Here is a 15,744-nt window from a genome sequence, read left to right on the forward strand (position 1 = left end):
ATTTGCATCTTTAATCTAAAATTCACTGCTTGCGTAGCGTTGTTCAAACTCGAATGTAATAAATAGCTCTTTTTATTAATTCTCGTATTGTCACAATAAACACTATTTTCAGTTATTTTTGCAATTATGAGGGTTTGTGGTTTTAATGCACTTTCGAGCGTAAACCAAATAACATCCCCCGACTTTAAATTTTTCCACTCTTCATCTGTAATCATAATCACCCCTCAGGTAGCGGTATCTCATCTGCATAAATCCAGTGAGTTATTTCATCGTTATCATGCTCAGACCATTCGCCAACATAATCATCTATCCACTCATCGAATTCAGCGTGTTCGTCATACCAGTCATATGTTGTTGACTCGCATAATTCACCACAATTATTTAAAAACCTAATACGTACTATACACAGCTTTTGAGCAATGCCGTTTTCTTTTTCTGGCACGTTATCTGGATATTTATTCCAAAAATTCATTGCCGTCACCTTTCTAATATCCATGGTTACCTCATCAAGTTGTATCAAATTATAAATAAAAATAAATATTGTTAATTTATATGTTTTTACGTACTTAAATTTCTCTTGTAATTAACAATTACGTTACCACATTTAAACGGCACAATCAGAATTAGGCACGTATCAAAATTACAGTTATTCACTGATTTTTCACCGTTCGGTAATAAATACTGATAACGACCGTCTGGGACATAAATAATACAGTTTTGTCCGTGTACGTTTTCACTCCACGCTTTTGTGGCAGGGGTGTAGGGCAGAACCAGTAATACCTGCCTGCTCCATCTGTCAACTTGCTCTACCGCTTTTTGGAAAAATTCCCATTTTCGCGAAAATGGTGGATTACAAAATGCGGTCCCGCTTGGGATACTAGACAAAAACCATAAATTACTCTCTAACGCATTGTCAGATTCTGTTATATAACAGACGGCGTTATTTATTTTCACGCTCTCATTTGAGCAACATACATCAGTATCAAAACTTTTTATATTCAGCAGTTTTAACGCATCATTGATCAATGATTCTGATGTTCGCCAGTAATCTTTTTCGCTTTGTTTTGTGTTTGATTTGTTTATTATTGCCATTTTAAAATCCTCTGTTGTAGTGATTTTGGGAGTGTCACTCTGTCGCCAACGGCGCGACTACCGTCTATCAAACAATACGGCTTGTATATTTCAAATTAGCGGGCTAACTGCAATTGCGGACAGTGTCTCTGCTAACACTAATTATCAACGCATATACCAAACGTTTTTTAAATTAAATAATCTTATCTAGTACATCTTTTAGCTCAGTTATTGTTTTAGATAAGACATTTGAGGCTAAGAAAAAATCTGCTTTTATACGCGCTTTCTTATCATCAAGTGACGCGTCCTCGTTCTCATCTATAACAGATTGATCAAATTTAATGTTTTTGAATACAAAATTATTATCTAGAACATAGCTAACACCGCGATCATCAATGATTCTAATTTTTGTTATCCATTTCCCAGAATCAAAGTGAGCTAACATTTCATGACTGTTAATTTCTTGGTTTTTACAGCTAATAATTCCATTCCCTTCAAGAGGATCCTTTAGTTCTGCTTGATCGCCTAATACAAATGGTGGAAAATTCAGATTTTCTTTAGCCCATGTAGTCATGATTTGTTCAAGTGGTTTGTCAATAGATAATGGCGTTAATGCTAGTGAACCAAGCTCTTTGCGTAAAATAGCTAAAATATATTCAGCTTGTTTAAAACTTGACGTTGTTATTGCTATAAATTTATCTCGTTTATTTATCCATACATTAAACTGATTAAATTTACTAAAGGCTCTGGGTAACAATTCAATTATTACCTCATCTTTTAATGATGATTTTTCGCATTTACCTAGTTTCCTACATAGAGCTAGCTCTTGCTTTTCTATTTTTTCATTTAACGCACGATTAATAACGTCCGCAGGAATTGTTTTTTGTTCAGTTTGGTATTTAAGTAGCATTTGCCCTTGAATATCAATCATTAACTCGTCTGAATTGCCGAGCGGTGAAATAAAACCACCTCTTACTGAATCACTCGGTGAACACGGAGTAAATGTAATTTTCTGTAATAATTCATTATTGATATTATTTAAAATATCAATATTATTGATTTCATATATTATTAAATTTTTGCAAAACATAACTCTTCCCTTTTAATAAAAAAAACCGTCACTAGGACGGTTATGCTTCGACCACAGAAAAATCAGCGTCTAAAATCATTTCATTATCTTGACTTATGCCGGCTTCCGCTTTTTCATCTAAAACTACAGCTTGCTGGATTTCAATTGAAACAGGTAGATACTTAAATAATCGTCGGATGACTGTTTTTTTTGCCATTTCTTCCCAGTGCGTCATCCAAGGACCTTTATCCCCAGCTTTACTTTGTTTGCGAACCGATTCAATTTGGTTGAATGTCATTACTTCAAACTGGGAGCCGCCATCTTTCAGGCGAGCAACAGCATAAACATATGTGATTGGTGCTGATTCGTCGGCTTTTGGGGTGTGTTTTAAATCTTCATTTAAACCATATTCATAATGAAAATCATCACCATCTCGAACTGTTCTTGCTGATATACTGATGATTTGTCCAGAGCGCCTAGCAAGATCAATCATGCCTCTATAGCCAATAATTAACTGTACGTTAGATTTCCCATCCGCTGCTTTACCGTTACCAAATGGAAGTAGGTAGGCATGCCCAAGGGCACCTCCTGGTTCTAAACCTAATTGTGAACATTGAACAACCGCTCCCAAAAAGCTTTGAATGTTTGAGTTTGCTAATGCTGGAGTTTTGCGAATTTCTGTTGTAACAATTCTTGCCATTCTGTCAGGGTTCATGTGTTTTGGTAGTGCCATGGCAAATTGGTTTTTAATTTTTGGAGAATTAATTAATTCAGCTAATGTTGTTGGCTTTTTTTCTGAATTTGTTAGTTGAGTTTTTTCTAGGTCAGATTTAGCAATAGGAGGTTGATTTTGTTCATTCATTTTTTAATTCCTTAGCCCAATAAGGCAATGATAATGTTTGAAGTGCTGGGAAATTGTTATCTTCTGTACATTGTTTGAATCTAAATAAATTAGATTTATAGGCTTTACGACCAATCTCTTTAGCGATCTCATCTAATATAAAAGTTTTTACAGGGTATCTACCACAATTGATTTTTGTACTAACTACTAAAAAAACGAAAGTAGGTTTTTCTCCAACAAGAGATTGGACGCCATCACTATAAAATGAGTCTTGCACATGATAGCGATAGTCATATGAGTGAGCATAAAATCGCTCAATATCAGCAGATGTTTTTATGTCTGCCACCCAGTTAAATTTTTCTATAAACTTATCAGGTCGGCATCGGCACAAAATATTAGTATCAATATCATTCCAATATATAGATGATTCTGTACGCCCTTGTTCTTCAATAATCCATTTAGCTAACGGATGAGCCATTGCACTATCACGCATTAGAAGCAATTTTTTATAATCTTCACTAGTTATAATGGTTTGATTTGATTCTTCTGCCGTTTTTAATAACTCTTGGTACTCAGCTTTTCCTGCGTTGGTTCTTAAATTGATTGGCTTAGGTATTATGAAGCGATTTTTAAATTCATCAGGCTCTAATAGCAAACAATGAAAAGCTGTCCCCGTGTCCAATGATGACATTTTACTTTTATCAGCTGGCGCATTTTTTACCCACTGATAAAGAGCGGGACTTTCTTCAATTAAATCTAGTTGCGATTTACTAATACCTGCGCCATTGTGATAATCTTCGTTAGATATATCGTAATAAATACCTTGTTTCATTATCTTCACTCCGTCGCCACTTCCAACATCCAGCGAAACAACATAAATAATCCGCCCAGCGTCAAAATGTAGGTACAAAAAAGGGCGTATATTTGTTCGCCCTTTGTTAATTTGTAATTAATGTTAAATCGGTCTGTTTCATGTACATTACAGCCAACGTAGTCAATAGGTATTGTGTTCATTTAGACGTCCTCAGGTCGTTTTGTGAGTGATTGCTCCCAATTAATTCCGTTAGTGTTGATAGCTAAAATGCTCTGGCAATAATTCCCAACATTAAATCCCCAGATCCCATCTGGTTTATAGATAGCTGGTTCATGAGTGAAGAAGTTAACGTCTTTACTCTTATCCATTGATGCCCATTTCCATTCTTCAGCAATCATCGCCCAAATTTCACGCGTGATCGGCAGAGGAGTTGGTTTCTGTGCGATGCGATACTCTGAATCTAAAAAAATGTCATTAGGGTTTGACCAGCTCCAAACATAGTTTATTTTGCGTTCAACAGTTAATCCCTGCATTTTTGCTAATAAAATCTGTATCATGTGCTCTTGATGTTTATTTTGCGGTGTTAATTTATTCATTATTCATTCCTTCCTTATAATCGCTAACTACTTGCTAATTCTGTAAAAAAGCCCGCTACTAAATTCACGAGCAAGAGGACTTGCATGTACTCGCCGAACTGTCAAAAATTTTGGTTATACTCAAGCGTGGCTTGTGAGTAGCAAATATCGGTTATAAATTGGTTGTAAATGTCAAAATCAATGCTGTTACTTTCTAGTTTTATTTTTAGTAGTTCTAAAATTTGCCAATCGTTGTCGTTACCGAAATTTTTTATTAACTCTTCGGCTCTAGCCTCAATCCAATCATCTCTAGCGTCTTGCATTTCGGTATTGTTCATCATTTTACAATAGGCATTTTCGTAAGCGTTCTCTACAGCTCTATGTAATAGCATAGACCTACCTCAATTTACAGTGTTGATAATGGTAGAAATAAGGCTTTTTGACGTCTAAGCCACTCTTTGTGAGTTTCATTTCTAGCGGCTTCATATCGAACCACATGATCTATGTCTTCTGAAAGAATTAATATAGTTTCACGCGATACGTTTTTGTTGCACGCAACAGCTGCTCTGATGCTCGAACTCCCAAATCTAATTAGCTCAGCAAGTGTTTTTGCGTCAGTATTTGGATTGTGAGCTAGTCGTCGTAATTCTGCATTTATTTTCCATGGTTCGGTAATGCTGTTATCTATTAGATCCATATGTTAACCTCTACAGTTATTATTAATCTCAAACTCAAGCGCACTTGTTAAAATGCGCTTTGATTTGAACATTGATTTAATCGTCCAACTTATCATTCGTATAATGATAATTTTTCTCTCAATTCAGCAAGCGCAAGAGCTGATGAGACAATCGGCTGTGCGTGCTGTGACATCATTTCATTGAGATATGAAATAAAAGCTTTATCTGTTATAGATTTCAAACTTTTTGGGTCGTACTCTACTTGTGTTTGTGAGAATACCCCCCGTCATCATCAATTTCGACAATTAGCTTTATTCCAATTTCTTTTTTAGCCATGTTTTACCTCTTTGTTATCAAATTAAATAACTCTCCGTGAAAATTATTTAATTTGAAATCTAATTTATCGTGTCTTATTGCCGTTCTTCATGAACCCGCCAAGCACCCGACGCAGGGGTTTAAGTCGCGCCGTTCGACTATTTATCAAAACCGCTGTACTTTCATATGCTTCAGCTAGCTACTTGAATCTCGCTTAACTAATTAAGTAATTCGTGGCATTGCTTAATTCTTTTGTTAAGTTGATTTGTTTTGATGTGTAATAATTTAAGATATCTAAAATTAATTGTCAATAAAATATTTTAGATATCTAAAGTTGATTTAAGTGTTTTATGATTTTTATTTTTAGAGTAATAAGGGATATGATTAATGAAGTGTTAAATTGTTTTTTGTGAGGCTTTGTTTACTTTATGGATATTTTAGGCGTGAAAGAAAAAAGCCCCGAATGGAGTGGGGCGATCAGTTATTTGTTTATATTGGTCTTTTGGAGTTTGATTTATATGTTTGTTTTGACATCCCTGACTTAAAAATGTCTTCATTTAAAAAGCTTAAAAGTAGCTTTATCTCTTTTTTATCTGTAGGCATTACTATTTTTTCTTCGCCATTATCTATGGTTGTTTTTAAAGTAAACCCCACTTGTTTGGCATATTTTTTTATATTAGAAATGGAGTGGGTCATTGTTTTAATTTTACTTATTAAAGCCACTTTTGTTAAAATTTCGGTGTCAGATATTTTGATGATATCAAACCCTGGATCGGTATAAAATTTATCATTTGCAACAAATGTTTTTAGTTCTTCCTCTGTGGCTTCTCTAAAATATTTGTCCATATTAAATATTTTTCTCAAATTTTGAAGTGATTTGAACTTGATTTTATCTTCAGTTACTACTCCAGCTAATTTATCGGGTAAATTAAATCCAATGGATGTAGATAATTCAAAAACGCTGTTTGAAAGAAATAAAGTTTTATTTACATTTAACACTTGTTTTTTATCAAAATTTTGTAAAATTATTGTTTTTGAATTACCCGTAAAAAGGCATTTAATATTATCTGCAGAGTGTTTTTTGGGATTAAATTCCGTTGCTGTCTTTTCTCCAGAGGTATACTGAAATAATTCACGACAGTCTGTAAAATTATCTATTATAAATATTTCAGATGGGCTTGGCGTATAACCTGCACAATATTCTATTTCACGATTGTAATGAGAGTTAAAAACGCTTAACTGTTGGTTTAATATATTTGTTACTTTTTTTTGGGTATTAGCCGACATATTTATTATTAATACACCAGTTGCAACGTTGTCATTCATAATAGCAAATAATGAGTACATCATATTAATTTCCATCTCCATCATAATAAATATAAATATAATCAGATAGTTGTTTCATGTTAATTGATTTTTTTGGATTTATCGATACTAAAGTGTTTCTTGATAATAAAACAAATCCAACACCTGTAGAATCTTGAGCCTCATAAAATTTGTAACCAAATAAAGATAAAAGTGGATTGAAATTGTATGATTCAGAAAAAAGCGTGTATCCAATTAGGCATACGAAGAAAAAAATAGTCATACTTGCGTTTTGAAAAATTGATTCAGAACCAAGTAAGGGGAATACATAGGCTAAAAAGTAATTAGTAATTTCTTTGTTAGCTGGAGTAACAGATGTAATTTTTTTCTTTAATATTTGCACATGCTTATTTATTAAACCAATAGTTACAACACACAGAACACAAATAAAAACACCTATAAAAAGCGGTATGTATAATAAATAGTAATTATTATTTATAAATCCAATAAATGATACTGTAAAACAAACGGGAGCTATTGAACTTGCTGTTAACAATAATCTTAAAAAATAAGTAATCATATTTACCTCAACGATACTGTTTGTATATACAGTGTATCATGTTGTTTATACTTTATCATTATCTCCAAGTAATTTTAGGTGGAATTAAACTGTTTCATAAATACAACGTATTTATTTCTCCTTTTATTTTAAATATCCGTCTAATTGTTTATTACAAAAACTGCCGAAGCGGTTAGCTGTGTTTTATTTGGAACTATTATCTTTTACGTCTAAATATTCTATGCTCAACCATTGTGCCAACTATTCTTATTTGCTGGGTTAATGTACTCATTGTTGTATAGTCAGTATTTAACGGAATTAGCTCAAATTGCATTCTTTCATGTTCATCATATCCTAACTCTCGATATTTCTTGAACGTAGCTTCTGATTCGCCATTCATTGCAACAACAAATTCACCAGGAATAGGTTTAACAGCTGGATCTATAATGACAACATCACCCTCTTTAAATTCTGGCTCCATTGAGTCGCCTTTTATTTGTAATGCAAATGCTTTATCTGATAATTCCAATGAAGTCATAATATATTCAAATCCTGTTGAATCTCTTAATTCGCATGATTCAGTCCAAACTCCTGCTTGTACATAACTAATTAAAGGTACCTTGAAAGATTTTAATGACGCTGGAACGACATTGGATTCTTCTCCACCATTCAGAAGCCATGCAAAATCACACTCAAGAGCTATTGATAAGTCGAATAAATTTTTAGCGCTGGGTGATGTTGTATCTGATTCCCATTGTGATATTGACCCATGGCTAGCATCCTGTAAAGATTTAGCCAAGTCTTTTTGCGTAAGATTTAAGGCTTTTCTTCGCCTCCGTATTCTTTGGCCAATTGTTTCTGTTGTCATTTGACACCTCTTTTATTGTTTAAGTTATCTTAAATCATATTGACTTAAGTTTTCTAACAATGTAATATTTTAGAAGTCTTAAATTAATGGATTTAAATTATGCTAAAAAAAATAGTTATTAATTATTTTAAAAGCCCCAAAAAGGTAGCTGATGCTTTGATGATTAGTCCTGCTGCTGTTTCCCAGTGGGGCGAAATAATCCCAGAAAAAAACGCGTATCGTCTACAAGAATTTACCAATGGAAAATTAAAGGTAGATAGTTCTTTGTATCGAAAAAATAACAGAGATCAAATCAATGGAAAAATTATCGAATAAAACAAATGAAAGAGCGAGAAAGATTGAAAGCATAATCTTGCAACGTCTTGCAGAAAAAACACAGACAACTATTGCAATAGAGTTGGGTATGAGCGAGTCAAAAATATCTAGATTAAAAAACGATGATATTCCCGTGATTGCAAAACTAATAACTTGTTTAGGGTTAAAAGTTGTTCCTGATGATTCGTTAGAAGTGTCACAAGCAGAGCTGAAATCAATAAAAACGCTAGCGAAGAAATACTTAGAAATTGATGAAATGATATAAAAAAGCCACTAATTAGGGTTAGTGGCGTGTTATCTCTGAATGGGAATCAATAACATGAAACAGAATAAATCATATTACAGAACATGTCAACGAGGTGATTTTAATGACTAGATTTAAGTTAGTTGATGATTATTTATTACCTAATGATTTTTCTGTTGGCGGTTGGATATATGTATTAAAAAATAAATGTACGGAGCTTTAAGTATGAGCATGTTATTAATGGTTGAAGCCATGAAATTAAAGGTTGGCAATCCGCTTAGAAAGCTAGTTTTAATTAAACTAGCTGATAATGCTAACGATAAAGGCGAATGCTTTCCATCGATCGCTTACATTGCTGATCAATGCGAAATTTCTGAGCGCTCAGTGCAAAATCATATTAAGCAATTAGAGGTTGATGGATTACTAAAAATTGAAAGTAGAAAATCAGAAAATGGATTAAATAAATCTAATATTTATTACCTCAATTTTAGTGGTGCAAATCCTGCACCCTATGGTGCAAATGGTTCCATTAGTGGTGCAAATCCTGCACCTAGTGGTGAATCTCCTGCACCATCCCATGGTGCAAATGCTGCACCCATAACCAGTCATATTATTGAACCAGTCAAAGAACCAGTCAATAACCTAGTTATTAACGGATTCGATTTTTCTGGACTTGATGGCGTGTTAGAAAAAAATCTTATTGATGATTTTATTAAATTTAGAAAATCGATAAAGAAACCGCTAACCCAAGGCGCTGTTAATTATCTAATTCGAGAATTAAACAAAGCTGTACAAGCTGGATATAACGCTAACGAACTTATTGAAATGACTTTAAGTCGGGGTTGGCAAACATTCGAGTATAGATATTTGAATAATCATCAACAGGCAACGAATAGTGCACCATCTAAATTCATGACCCTTTCTGAACGTAATAGGGCTGTTTTAGAGAGTATGAGGGCTTAACCATGGCAAAGATTACAGATGAATTTTTAGCGGTTATTGGTGGATTGCTTGAGATTTACGGACAACAAGCAAGTACTGTCAAGGTCAATATTTACTGGTCAACACTTGGGCAATATCCGATTCAATCGTTAAAGGCTGCCGCTAATGCTTGGGTGCGTAAAAGCCAGTTTATGCCGAAACCTGCGGATTTAATCAAGCTAATGGGCGGTTCAAGTAATCATTTATCACCAGATGAAGCATGGTCGATTGCAATACTTGCTAGCGATGAAACCAATACCGTTGTTTGGACTAATGAAATAGCAAAAGCGTGGTCACAAGCTGAGATTGTCTACCGAAATGGCGACAAAATTGGAGCAAGACGAACGTTTATTGATGCATATGAGCGAATGGTTGACGAATCGATGATGTACGGACGAGCTATCGAGGTGTTTGTCTCTCAAGGTAGCGATAAAGCAAAGCGTGCTGATGCTATAAACCATGCCGTTTTTACAGGGCTATTAACACAAGAGCGAGCTAATCATTATCTGCCAAAACCAGAAAATACGTTTGCAATGTTGGAATGCAAAACTGAACAGGGAGCATCAAGTAAAAGCATGATGCATATTGCTAGCATTAAGCAAATGTTAAAAAAGGGTAGAGCTAGTGTTACAACGCATTAACCACTGTCCTCAGGGACGCTATCACATGCTAGAAAAAATAGCATACGACTATGTGAGAGCGATAAATACCGAGGGAGCTAATAAATCAAAAATTAAATTAGAACTATCTGAAAAGGTTAAAAAATATTCAGAAGAAGATAAGACAAAATTAAGGGAGTTAATACGAAAATGGTTTATAAAACAACAGCAACAATAAGGTTTAGTGATGAATGACAACATTAAAAATCCAAAACACTATCAAATCATCAGCGGTGTTGAATCTATCGATATTATCGCACGTTGTATGACAGTTGAGCAATTTAGCGGTTTTTGCCTCGGTAACATTCTGAAATATCGAATCAGAGCAGGTAAAAAAGATGCGTTAGAGCAAGATATTGCGAAAGCGGACGAGTACGAGCGAATTTTTGAGAGTAAAAAATGTTTATGTGTAGGTGCGTAATGGAGGACGTTTGCTTACATAAATCAAACATTAAAGCTGTTTTTAAATTGTTAGCTGATCTCGTTTTAAGCGATAAACGATATCGACTAATAATAAAAACTTGGAAAGATAAGCGAAGCATTGATCAGAATTCACTATCTCACATGTGGTACGACGATATAGCAAAACAAGCCAACAGGAGATCAAAAGAAGATGTTTACACATTGGAGAGCGTGAAAGCGGACTTTAAAAAAATGTTTTTAGGTTATCAAGAGGTTGAACATAAAAACGTTATAACAGGTGAAATAACTACAACTCAAGAGCTGGTTAAAACATCAGAATTAGATGTTGGCGAAATGCATTTTTATTTACAGCAGATTGAAACATGGTCGTACAACAACGGTTTTGAACTGAGAATACCGAGAGATAGTGAATATCAAAAACTTAAAAACAAACAGGCTGAATAACAATGAAATCAAACGAACACTTGGAACAACTGAAACGATACGATGATACAGAACGGGAATTAGAGCGAGCAATAGTTAGAGAACAACGCAGAGAATACATTAATCAGCATAATTTAAACAGAGTTAACGACAATGCCGAAAAAACACAAATTAATTAAAGCAGATTTTAAATGTCCCGAATGTGGCGGGGGTTGTTTATATAACGTTGATTGGGATTTATTTGTCTGTAATAGACCATTGGTTGGTGTTAACGGAGAAGTAAAAGGCTCTTGCGGTAAGTTTTACAAGAATAAAGCGAAGTTCAGACAATGAAGAGAGAAATAAAACAGAAAAAATGTAAAAACTGCGGTAAAAAGTTCGCATTATTTAACTCACTCGCCAAGGTTTGTTCAATTGATTGTGCTATTCAATATGCAAAAGATAACAGCGTTCAAGAGCAAACCAGAATTAAATTAACACGAATAACAAAAGAGAAAATTAAAACTCGGGCAGAGCATTTAAGAGACGCTCAAGCAGCATTTAACGCATTCATTCGAGAGCGAGACAAAAATGAGCCGTGTATTAGTTGTGGACGCTATCACACGGGTCAATATCACGCAGGGCACTATCGAAGCGTTGGTGCGTGTCCAGAGTTACGATTTTGTGAGCTGAATGTACATAAGCAATGTTCAGCATGTAACAATCACAAGTCAGGGAACATCATTGAGTACAGAATTAATTTAGTGAAAAAAATAGGTGTAGAAAAAGTTGAATGGCTAGAAGGGTATCATGAACCGAAAAAATACACGGTAGAGCAAATAAAGCAGATTAAAGCTGAGTATAAACAAAAATTAAAAGAATTAAAAAAGGGGGCGTAATGAGAGAAACTAAAGATATTTTAACAGCATGGAAAAACACCCGTGTCTTAAAAAGAATGGGAACAGAATACCCATCAAAATCGGCGGGTATTGATGGTGCGCCAATGGATTTTGATTATCGTCAGTATTTAACAGAAGAAGAGGCACAGATTATTGATAATGCTGTTTTAAGATTAAAAGCAGATAATATTGAGCATTGGGCAGTATTAACATCCTTTTATCTCCGTGAAATTTCATGTAGTAAGCAAGCGAGAATATTGGGTAAAAGAACGGATGATATAACAAAAATTTTGTTTGCTGCTGAATGTTTCATTCGTGGTCATATTATTGAATTATTCCCAAAGGTGGCATAGTTGACAATGAACATAATTAAGATGTATATTGAAAAAACGTTAGCAAAATCTAACGTCGGGATTGGCGTCCTGAGGCAAATATCATCCGCACAAACTGCGTAAGCAGTTTTTCTATATCTAGTCTATGGTGGGCTAGGTGAGGGAGCTTAACCGCTCGCTGGATTCGGATGATTAACCAGTACGCCAACCTTGCTTAGTTCACCTCCAATATTGGCGTGTTGGTGGTGATTTATAAAATAACCAATCATCCGAGGTCAATATTATGACTAATCAAATTTCAGTTTTTCAATTTCAATCTTCTTATGAGGTTCGCATTCAATTAATTAATAACGAACCTTTCTTTTGCTTAAAAGATGTTTGTAGTGTTTTAGACATCAAAAACCATAAAGATTTATTAGCAAAACAGATTGATAATAAGGGGGTAGAAAAAATCTACCTCCCTACAAATGGCGGTAATCAATACGTTGTATTTATTAATGAGCCAAACTTATACCGAGTGATATTTAGAAGTAATAAGCCAGAAGCTAAACAATTTCAAGATTGGGTATTTAATGATGTACTTCCAAAAATCCGTAAAACCGGTGCATACTCAGTTGTTGATAAGTCAAATTACATTACATCACAGCAATTGCAAGATTTAAAATATATCATTAATAATATTTCAAATGCCTTTTTCTACACTGAAGCATTCATGCAAGGAGTTTGGAAAATGGTACGTGACGCAACTGGTGCTGATAGTATTCAACATATAAGAAAAGATAGACTTTACTTAATAAGCGCAGAAATTGAAAAAATGTTAAAAGTAACCCAGATGTATTTAACGTTGAGGCGAGATACTGAAAGCGAAATTATTAAAAAGATTTTCAGGAACCACAACGATCAAGATATTATCATGTTCAATGTAAAACATGAACATGCCCAATTTTTGTTAAACATAGATAAGATGCATAAAATATACCTAAAAGATTTTAATAAAAAATTAATTGCAGATATCAAATAACACAATACAAAGGGCTTTACGCCCTTTTTAATAAAATAAATATTGATTATTGTATCCAAAAGTATACAATATTTAATAAATACAAGATTGGTGTATGTATGAATATAATTAACCAAACAGAAATTTTCGAAAACTGGTTAGAACGCTTGAAAGATTCTAAAGGAAAAACAGTAATAACAGCAAGAATTCGAAGAGCTGCTTTTGGTAATTTTGGTGATCATAAATTTTTAAGGGATGAAATTTACGAAATGCGAATTACTGTTGGTGCAGGCTATCGAGTATATTACGCAAAAGATGGAAATATTACTTATCTCTTATTATGTGGTGGTGATAAGTCAACACAAAAGAAAGATATAAACAAAGCGGTAAAACTTTGGAAGGAGATTAAAAATGGTTAAAGTGACGCAATTTGATGCGGCAAAATTCCTTAATACTGATGAAGAAAGAGCAATGTATCTTTCAGAATTTTTGCATGAGGATATTTCATCAGAAGAATTTATTGCAGCACTTAATGATGTAGCTCGTTCAATAGGTATGACAAAAATAGCAGAAGAAGCAGGTATCGGAAGAGAAAGTCTATATAAAACGTTATCAGCGAAAAAACCTAGATTTGACACTATGCTTAAAATTATTCATGCGTTAGGTATGGATCTACAAATCACAGCAACAAGAAAGGCTTGTAATATTCAATAAATACTTGACTGTACGGATATACGGATAGATAATATATATATGATGCGGTTTTGAACGCATAGAATTTAAGCCCACTAAAATAGTTGGGCTTTTTGCTATCCATATGTGAGTAATTTTATGAGAACACGAGCATATAGACGACATCAAGTTAAGCGATGTCTAGATAATAGAAAGCACGATTTTTATTCTGGTGATTCTAGAAAATCGCTAAAAAGGCATGTGACAACACCAACAGCTTGCTCTTGTTGGATGTGCGGCAATCCAAGGCGATATCTCAATGAGTTAACATTACAAGAACATCGATCATTGCTGAATTTGAAAGAAAGCCTCAATTAAGAGGCTTTTTATTATCAAGGTAAAATTTCACAGCATCAACAATAAGTTGAGCTTGGGGTATATCTAGGCTTTTACTTGCTTTTTCAATTAATGCGATATCATCAACGTGTAGTTTAAAGCCTTTTACTTTAACTCCACGTTTTTGGTCACTTTTTGCTTGAATTTCTGTTATTGATTTTGCCATAAAATTACCTTGATTTATTAAATGTCAATTGATATATTTAAGGACATCGGTAGGGCTTTCGCCCCACCTTTGATACTACTTAAAAAGCCGGAAAACTTACAAGTAGTAGAAGAAATATGATTAAAAATTTCATTTTTTCTTCTCCTTAAGCCCTCGTCTTAGGTCGGGGGGTTACCTTATCAAGTCCCTCACTTGATGGTTATAATTATAGGTTAACCTATAATAAAGGTCAACACTTTTTATCTAAATAATTTTAATTTTTATAGATTTATTGCCGAATAAAATTATTAAATGAAGCCGCTTAATTGCGGTTTTTTTATGTCCAAATTTCACGCATGTCGGCGACATTGATGTCGTCAACATCTACAGAATCGACAGCAAAGCTAGACACACACACATAACTAACATTTAGCTAGTACGCTGTCACATCATTAACTAAAAAAAATCAGAACAAACAAGAATGGATAAATATACATCACCCGTTTCCTATTTCTGGGGCGGAATATGTACGCTATTGGGTGCGCTCAGTTTGAATGATATTGCGATTATTGTCGGTATCATTTTATCAATAGCGACATTTATTATTAATTGGCTGTATAAGCGTCGTGATTTTTATCATAAAAAAAAATTGAGAGAACAATACTATGAAAAACACAACAAGAATAGCGACGAGTGCGATTTGTAGTGTTTCAGTAATCATCGGTATTGTTATTGCTAATTATCAGGATGAAATCAGAACAAGCAAAGCAGGGCTTGAAATAATCGGTAACGCTGAATCATGCGCAAGAGAGCCATATTATTGTCCTGCTAATGTGTTAACAGTAGGTATCGGCTCAACGGGTAACATTCAGCAAAAAGCTTACACAGACGAGGAAATAGCGGAGCGTTGGGTTGGTGATATCAAAACTGCGGAGCGGTGTGTCAATCGCTACGCTAATGGTTTTCATTTGCCTCAACCTGTTTTTGATGCTGTTACTTCGATTACGTTTAATTGCGGTTGTTCAAACATGCGGAAATCAACAATGTATAAACATTTGAACAACGGTGATTATAAAGCAGCTTGTAATGAGTTTCCGAAATGGAATAAAGCAGGCGGTAAAGTACTGAATGGCTTAGTAATCAGGCGAGAAAAGGAGAAAGCGTTATGTCTATCTTATGCTT

At 34.2% G+C, this 15,744-nt stretch carries 29 protein-coding genes; 16 read left to right on the forward strand and 13 right to left on the reverse strand.

Annotation, left to right across the window (positions count from 1 at the left end; all coding sequences use genetic code 11):
* From A9G48_RS11755 to A9G48_RS00880, 12 genes are all read right to left on the reverse strand, one after another.
* On the reverse strand, nucleotides 1-215 hold a 215-nt coding region (locus A9G48_RS11755), incomplete at its 3' end, for a hypothetical protein (RefSeq protein ID WP_218057764.1).
* Nucleotides 216-217: 2 nt separating this feature from the next.
* Entirely contained in the window at nucleotides 218-472 is a 255-nt protein-coding gene (locus A9G48_RS00830) for a hypothetical protein (RefSeq protein ID WP_141672930.1), read from the reverse strand.
* An 86-nt stretch (nucleotides 473-558) separates the two neighbouring features.
* A complete protein-coding gene (locus A9G48_RS00835) occupies nucleotides 559-1,092 on the reverse strand; it encodes a DNA N-6-adenine-methyltransferase (RefSeq protein WP_051825150.1) in 534 nt (177 codons plus the stop codon).
* 172 nt (nucleotides 1,093-1,264) lie between these two features.
* The gene (locus A9G48_RS00840; RefSeq protein ID WP_034945210.1) at nucleotides 1,265-2,161 is read right to left on the reverse strand and encodes a recombination-associated protein RdgC; all 897 of its coding nucleotides are present in this window, start codon (nucleotides 2,159-2,161) and stop codon (nucleotides 1,265-1,267) included.
* A 40-nt stretch (nucleotides 2,162-2,201) separates the two neighbouring features.
* Nucleotides 2,202-3,002 (reverse strand): recombination protein RecT, encoded by an 801-nt coding sequence (recT, locus tag A9G48_RS00845; RefSeq protein WP_034945213.1) that lies wholly within the window; start codon nucleotides 3,000-3,002, stop codon nucleotides 2,202-2,204.
* Nucleotides 2,995-3,813 carry a PD-(D/E)XK nuclease-like domain-containing protein gene (locus tag A9G48_RS00850; RefSeq protein ID WP_034945216.1) on the reverse strand — a complete coding sequence of 273 codons (819 nt, stop codon included), beginning with the start codon at nucleotides 3,811-3,813 and terminating at the stop codon, nucleotides 2,995-2,997. Before A9G48_RS00850 ends, recT begins: the two co-directional genes overlap by 8 nt.
* Before the next feature lie 182 nt (nucleotides 3,814-3,995).
* Nucleotides 3,996-4,391, reverse strand: a complete 396-nt coding sequence (locus A9G48_RS00855) for a hypothetical protein (RefSeq protein WP_034945219.1) — start codon at nucleotides 4,389-4,391, stop codon at nucleotides 3,996-3,998.
* A gap of 101 nt (nucleotides 4,392-4,492) precedes the next feature.
* Complete coding sequence (locus A9G48_RS00860; RefSeq protein ID WP_034945221.1) at nucleotides 4,493-4,762, reverse strand: hypothetical protein; 270 nt, start codon at nucleotides 4,760-4,762, stop codon at nucleotides 4,493-4,495.
* A 14-nt stretch (nucleotides 4,763-4,776) separates the two neighbouring features.
* Complete coding sequence (locus A9G48_RS00865) at nucleotides 4,777-5,067, reverse strand: hypothetical protein (RefSeq protein ID WP_034945224.1); 291 nt, start codon at nucleotides 5,065-5,067, stop codon at nucleotides 4,777-4,779.
* Between the two features lie 784 nt (nucleotides 5,068-5,851).
* On the reverse strand, nucleotides 5,852-6,712 hold the full coding sequence (locus A9G48_RS00870; RefSeq protein ID WP_155268314.1) for a DUF4868 domain-containing protein: 861 nt from the start codon (nucleotides 6,710-6,712) through the stop codon (nucleotides 5,852-5,854).
* A 1-nt stretch (nucleotide 6,713) separates the two neighbouring features.
* Nucleotides 6,714-7,247 carry a hypothetical protein gene (locus A9G48_RS00875; RefSeq protein WP_034945228.1) on the reverse strand — a complete coding sequence of 178 codons (534 nt, stop codon included), beginning with the start codon at nucleotides 7,245-7,247 and terminating at the stop codon, nucleotides 6,714-6,716.
* Nucleotides 7,248-7,443: 196 nt separating this feature from the next.
* Nucleotides 7,444-8,094 (reverse strand): LexA family protein, encoded by a 651-nt coding sequence (locus tag A9G48_RS00880; RefSeq protein ID WP_065575661.1) that lies wholly within the window; start codon nucleotides 8,092-8,094, stop codon nucleotides 7,444-7,446.
* Nucleotides 8,095-8,193: 99 nt separating this feature from the next.
* On the opposite strand from A9G48_RS00880, the gene A9G48_RS00885 reads away from it, so the two are divergent.
* The 14 genes from A9G48_RS00885 (at nucleotide 8,194) to A9G48_RS11055 (ending at nucleotide 14,399) form a co-directional block, all read left to right on the forward strand.
* The gene (locus A9G48_RS00885) at nucleotides 8,194-8,409 is read left to right on the forward strand and encodes a Cro/CI family transcriptional regulator (protein WP_034945234.1); all 216 of its coding nucleotides are present in this window, start codon (nucleotides 8,194-8,196) and stop codon (nucleotides 8,407-8,409) included.
* Nucleotides 8,390-8,674, forward strand: coding sequence for a CII family transcriptional regulator (locus A9G48_RS00890; protein ID WP_034945237.1), 285 nt, complete (start codon nucleotides 8,390-8,392; stop codon nucleotides 8,672-8,674). Before A9G48_RS00885 ends, A9G48_RS00890 begins: the two co-directional genes overlap by 20 nt.
* 210 nt (nucleotides 8,675-8,884) lie before the next feature.
* Entirely contained in the window at nucleotides 8,885-9,616 is a 732-nt protein-coding gene (locus A9G48_RS00895) for a helix-turn-helix domain-containing protein (protein ID WP_442903328.1), read from the forward strand.
* Nucleotides 9,617-9,618: 2 nt separating this feature from the next.
* Nucleotides 9,619-10,275: a hypothetical protein gene (locus A9G48_RS00900; protein WP_051825155.1), complete on the forward strand. Its 657-nt coding sequence runs from the start codon at nucleotides 9,619-9,621 to the stop codon at nucleotides 10,273-10,275.
* A 25-nt stretch (nucleotides 10,276-10,300) separates the two neighbouring features.
* Nucleotides 10,301-10,471: a hypothetical protein gene (locus A9G48_RS11435; RefSeq protein ID WP_155268315.1), complete on the forward strand. Its 171-nt coding sequence runs from the start codon at nucleotides 10,301-10,303 to the stop codon at nucleotides 10,469-10,471.
* 9 nt (nucleotides 10,472-10,480) lie between these two features.
* A complete protein-coding gene (locus tag A9G48_RS00905) occupies nucleotides 10,481-10,714 on the forward strand; it encodes a DUF3310 domain-containing protein (RefSeq protein ID WP_051825157.1) in 234 nt (77 codons plus the stop codon).
* Nucleotides 10,714-11,160 (forward strand): recombination protein NinB, encoded by a 447-nt coding sequence (locus A9G48_RS00910; protein ID WP_051825159.1) that lies wholly within the window; start codon nucleotides 10,714-10,716, stop codon nucleotides 11,158-11,160. The genes A9G48_RS00905 and A9G48_RS00910 overlap by 1 nt, the downstream gene beginning before the upstream one ends.
* A gap of 2 nt (nucleotides 11,161-11,162) precedes the next feature.
* Nucleotides 11,163-11,318 (forward strand): hypothetical protein, encoded by a 156-nt coding sequence (locus A9G48_RS11440; protein WP_176701978.1) that lies wholly within the window; start codon nucleotides 11,163-11,165, stop codon nucleotides 11,316-11,318.
* 150 nt (nucleotides 11,319-11,468) lie between these two features.
* Complete coding sequence (locus A9G48_RS00920; RefSeq protein ID WP_034945246.1) at nucleotides 11,469-12,017, forward strand: recombination protein NinG; 549 nt, start codon at nucleotides 11,469-11,471, stop codon at nucleotides 12,015-12,017.
* Entirely contained in the window at nucleotides 12,017-12,370 is a 354-nt protein-coding gene (locus tag A9G48_RS00925) for an antiterminator Q family protein (protein ID WP_034945249.1), read from the forward strand. The genes A9G48_RS00920 and A9G48_RS00925 overlap by 1 nt, the downstream gene beginning before the upstream one ends.
* 262 nt (nucleotides 12,371-12,632) lie before the next feature.
* A complete protein-coding gene (locus tag A9G48_RS00930; RefSeq protein WP_051825161.1) occupies nucleotides 12,633-13,370 on the forward strand; it encodes a BRO-N domain-containing protein in 738 nt (245 codons plus the stop codon).
* Nucleotides 13,371-13,468: 98 nt separating this feature from the next.
* Complete coding sequence (locus tag A9G48_RS00935) at nucleotides 13,469-13,768, forward strand: type II toxin-antitoxin system RelE/ParE family toxin (protein ID WP_034945252.1); 300 nt, start codon at nucleotides 13,469-13,471, stop codon at nucleotides 13,766-13,768.
* Nucleotides 13,761-14,063 (forward strand): addiction module antidote protein, encoded by a 303-nt coding sequence (locus A9G48_RS00940; protein ID WP_034945255.1) that lies wholly within the window; start codon nucleotides 13,761-13,763, stop codon nucleotides 14,061-14,063. Before A9G48_RS00935 ends, A9G48_RS00940 begins: the two co-directional genes overlap by 8 nt.
* Before the next feature lie 117 nt (nucleotides 14,064-14,180).
* A complete protein-coding gene (locus tag A9G48_RS11055; protein WP_034945258.1) occupies nucleotides 14,181-14,399 on the forward strand; it encodes a hypothetical protein in 219 nt (72 codons plus the stop codon).
* Here the strand turns inward: A9G48_RS11055 and A9G48_RS00945 are convergent.
* Nucleotides 14,392-14,583 (reverse strand): hypothetical protein, encoded by a 192-nt coding sequence (locus A9G48_RS00945; RefSeq protein WP_034945261.1) that lies wholly within the window; start codon nucleotides 14,581-14,583, stop codon nucleotides 14,392-14,394. The genes A9G48_RS11055 and A9G48_RS00945 overlap by 8 nt on opposite strands.
* A 460-nt stretch (nucleotides 14,584-15,043) precedes the next feature.
* Between A9G48_RS00945 and A9G48_RS12055 the strand changes: the two genes are divergently transcribed.
* Both A9G48_RS12055 and A9G48_RS00950 read left to right on the forward strand, forming a co-directional pair.
* The gene (locus tag A9G48_RS12055; protein WP_080715872.1) at nucleotides 15,044-15,268 is read left to right on the forward strand and encodes a phage holin family protein; all 225 of its coding nucleotides are present in this window, start codon (nucleotides 15,044-15,046) and stop codon (nucleotides 15,266-15,268) included.
* On the forward strand, nucleotides 15,228-15,744 hold a 517-nt coding region (locus A9G48_RS00950), incomplete at its 3' end, for a lysozyme (RefSeq protein WP_065575662.1). The genes A9G48_RS12055 and A9G48_RS00950, both read left to right, overlap by 41 nt.

The organism is Gilliamella sp. wkB18 (assembly GCF_001690875.1).
GTDB lineage: Bacteria > Pseudomonadota > Gammaproteobacteria > Enterobacterales > Orbaceae > Gilliamella > Gilliamella apicola_A.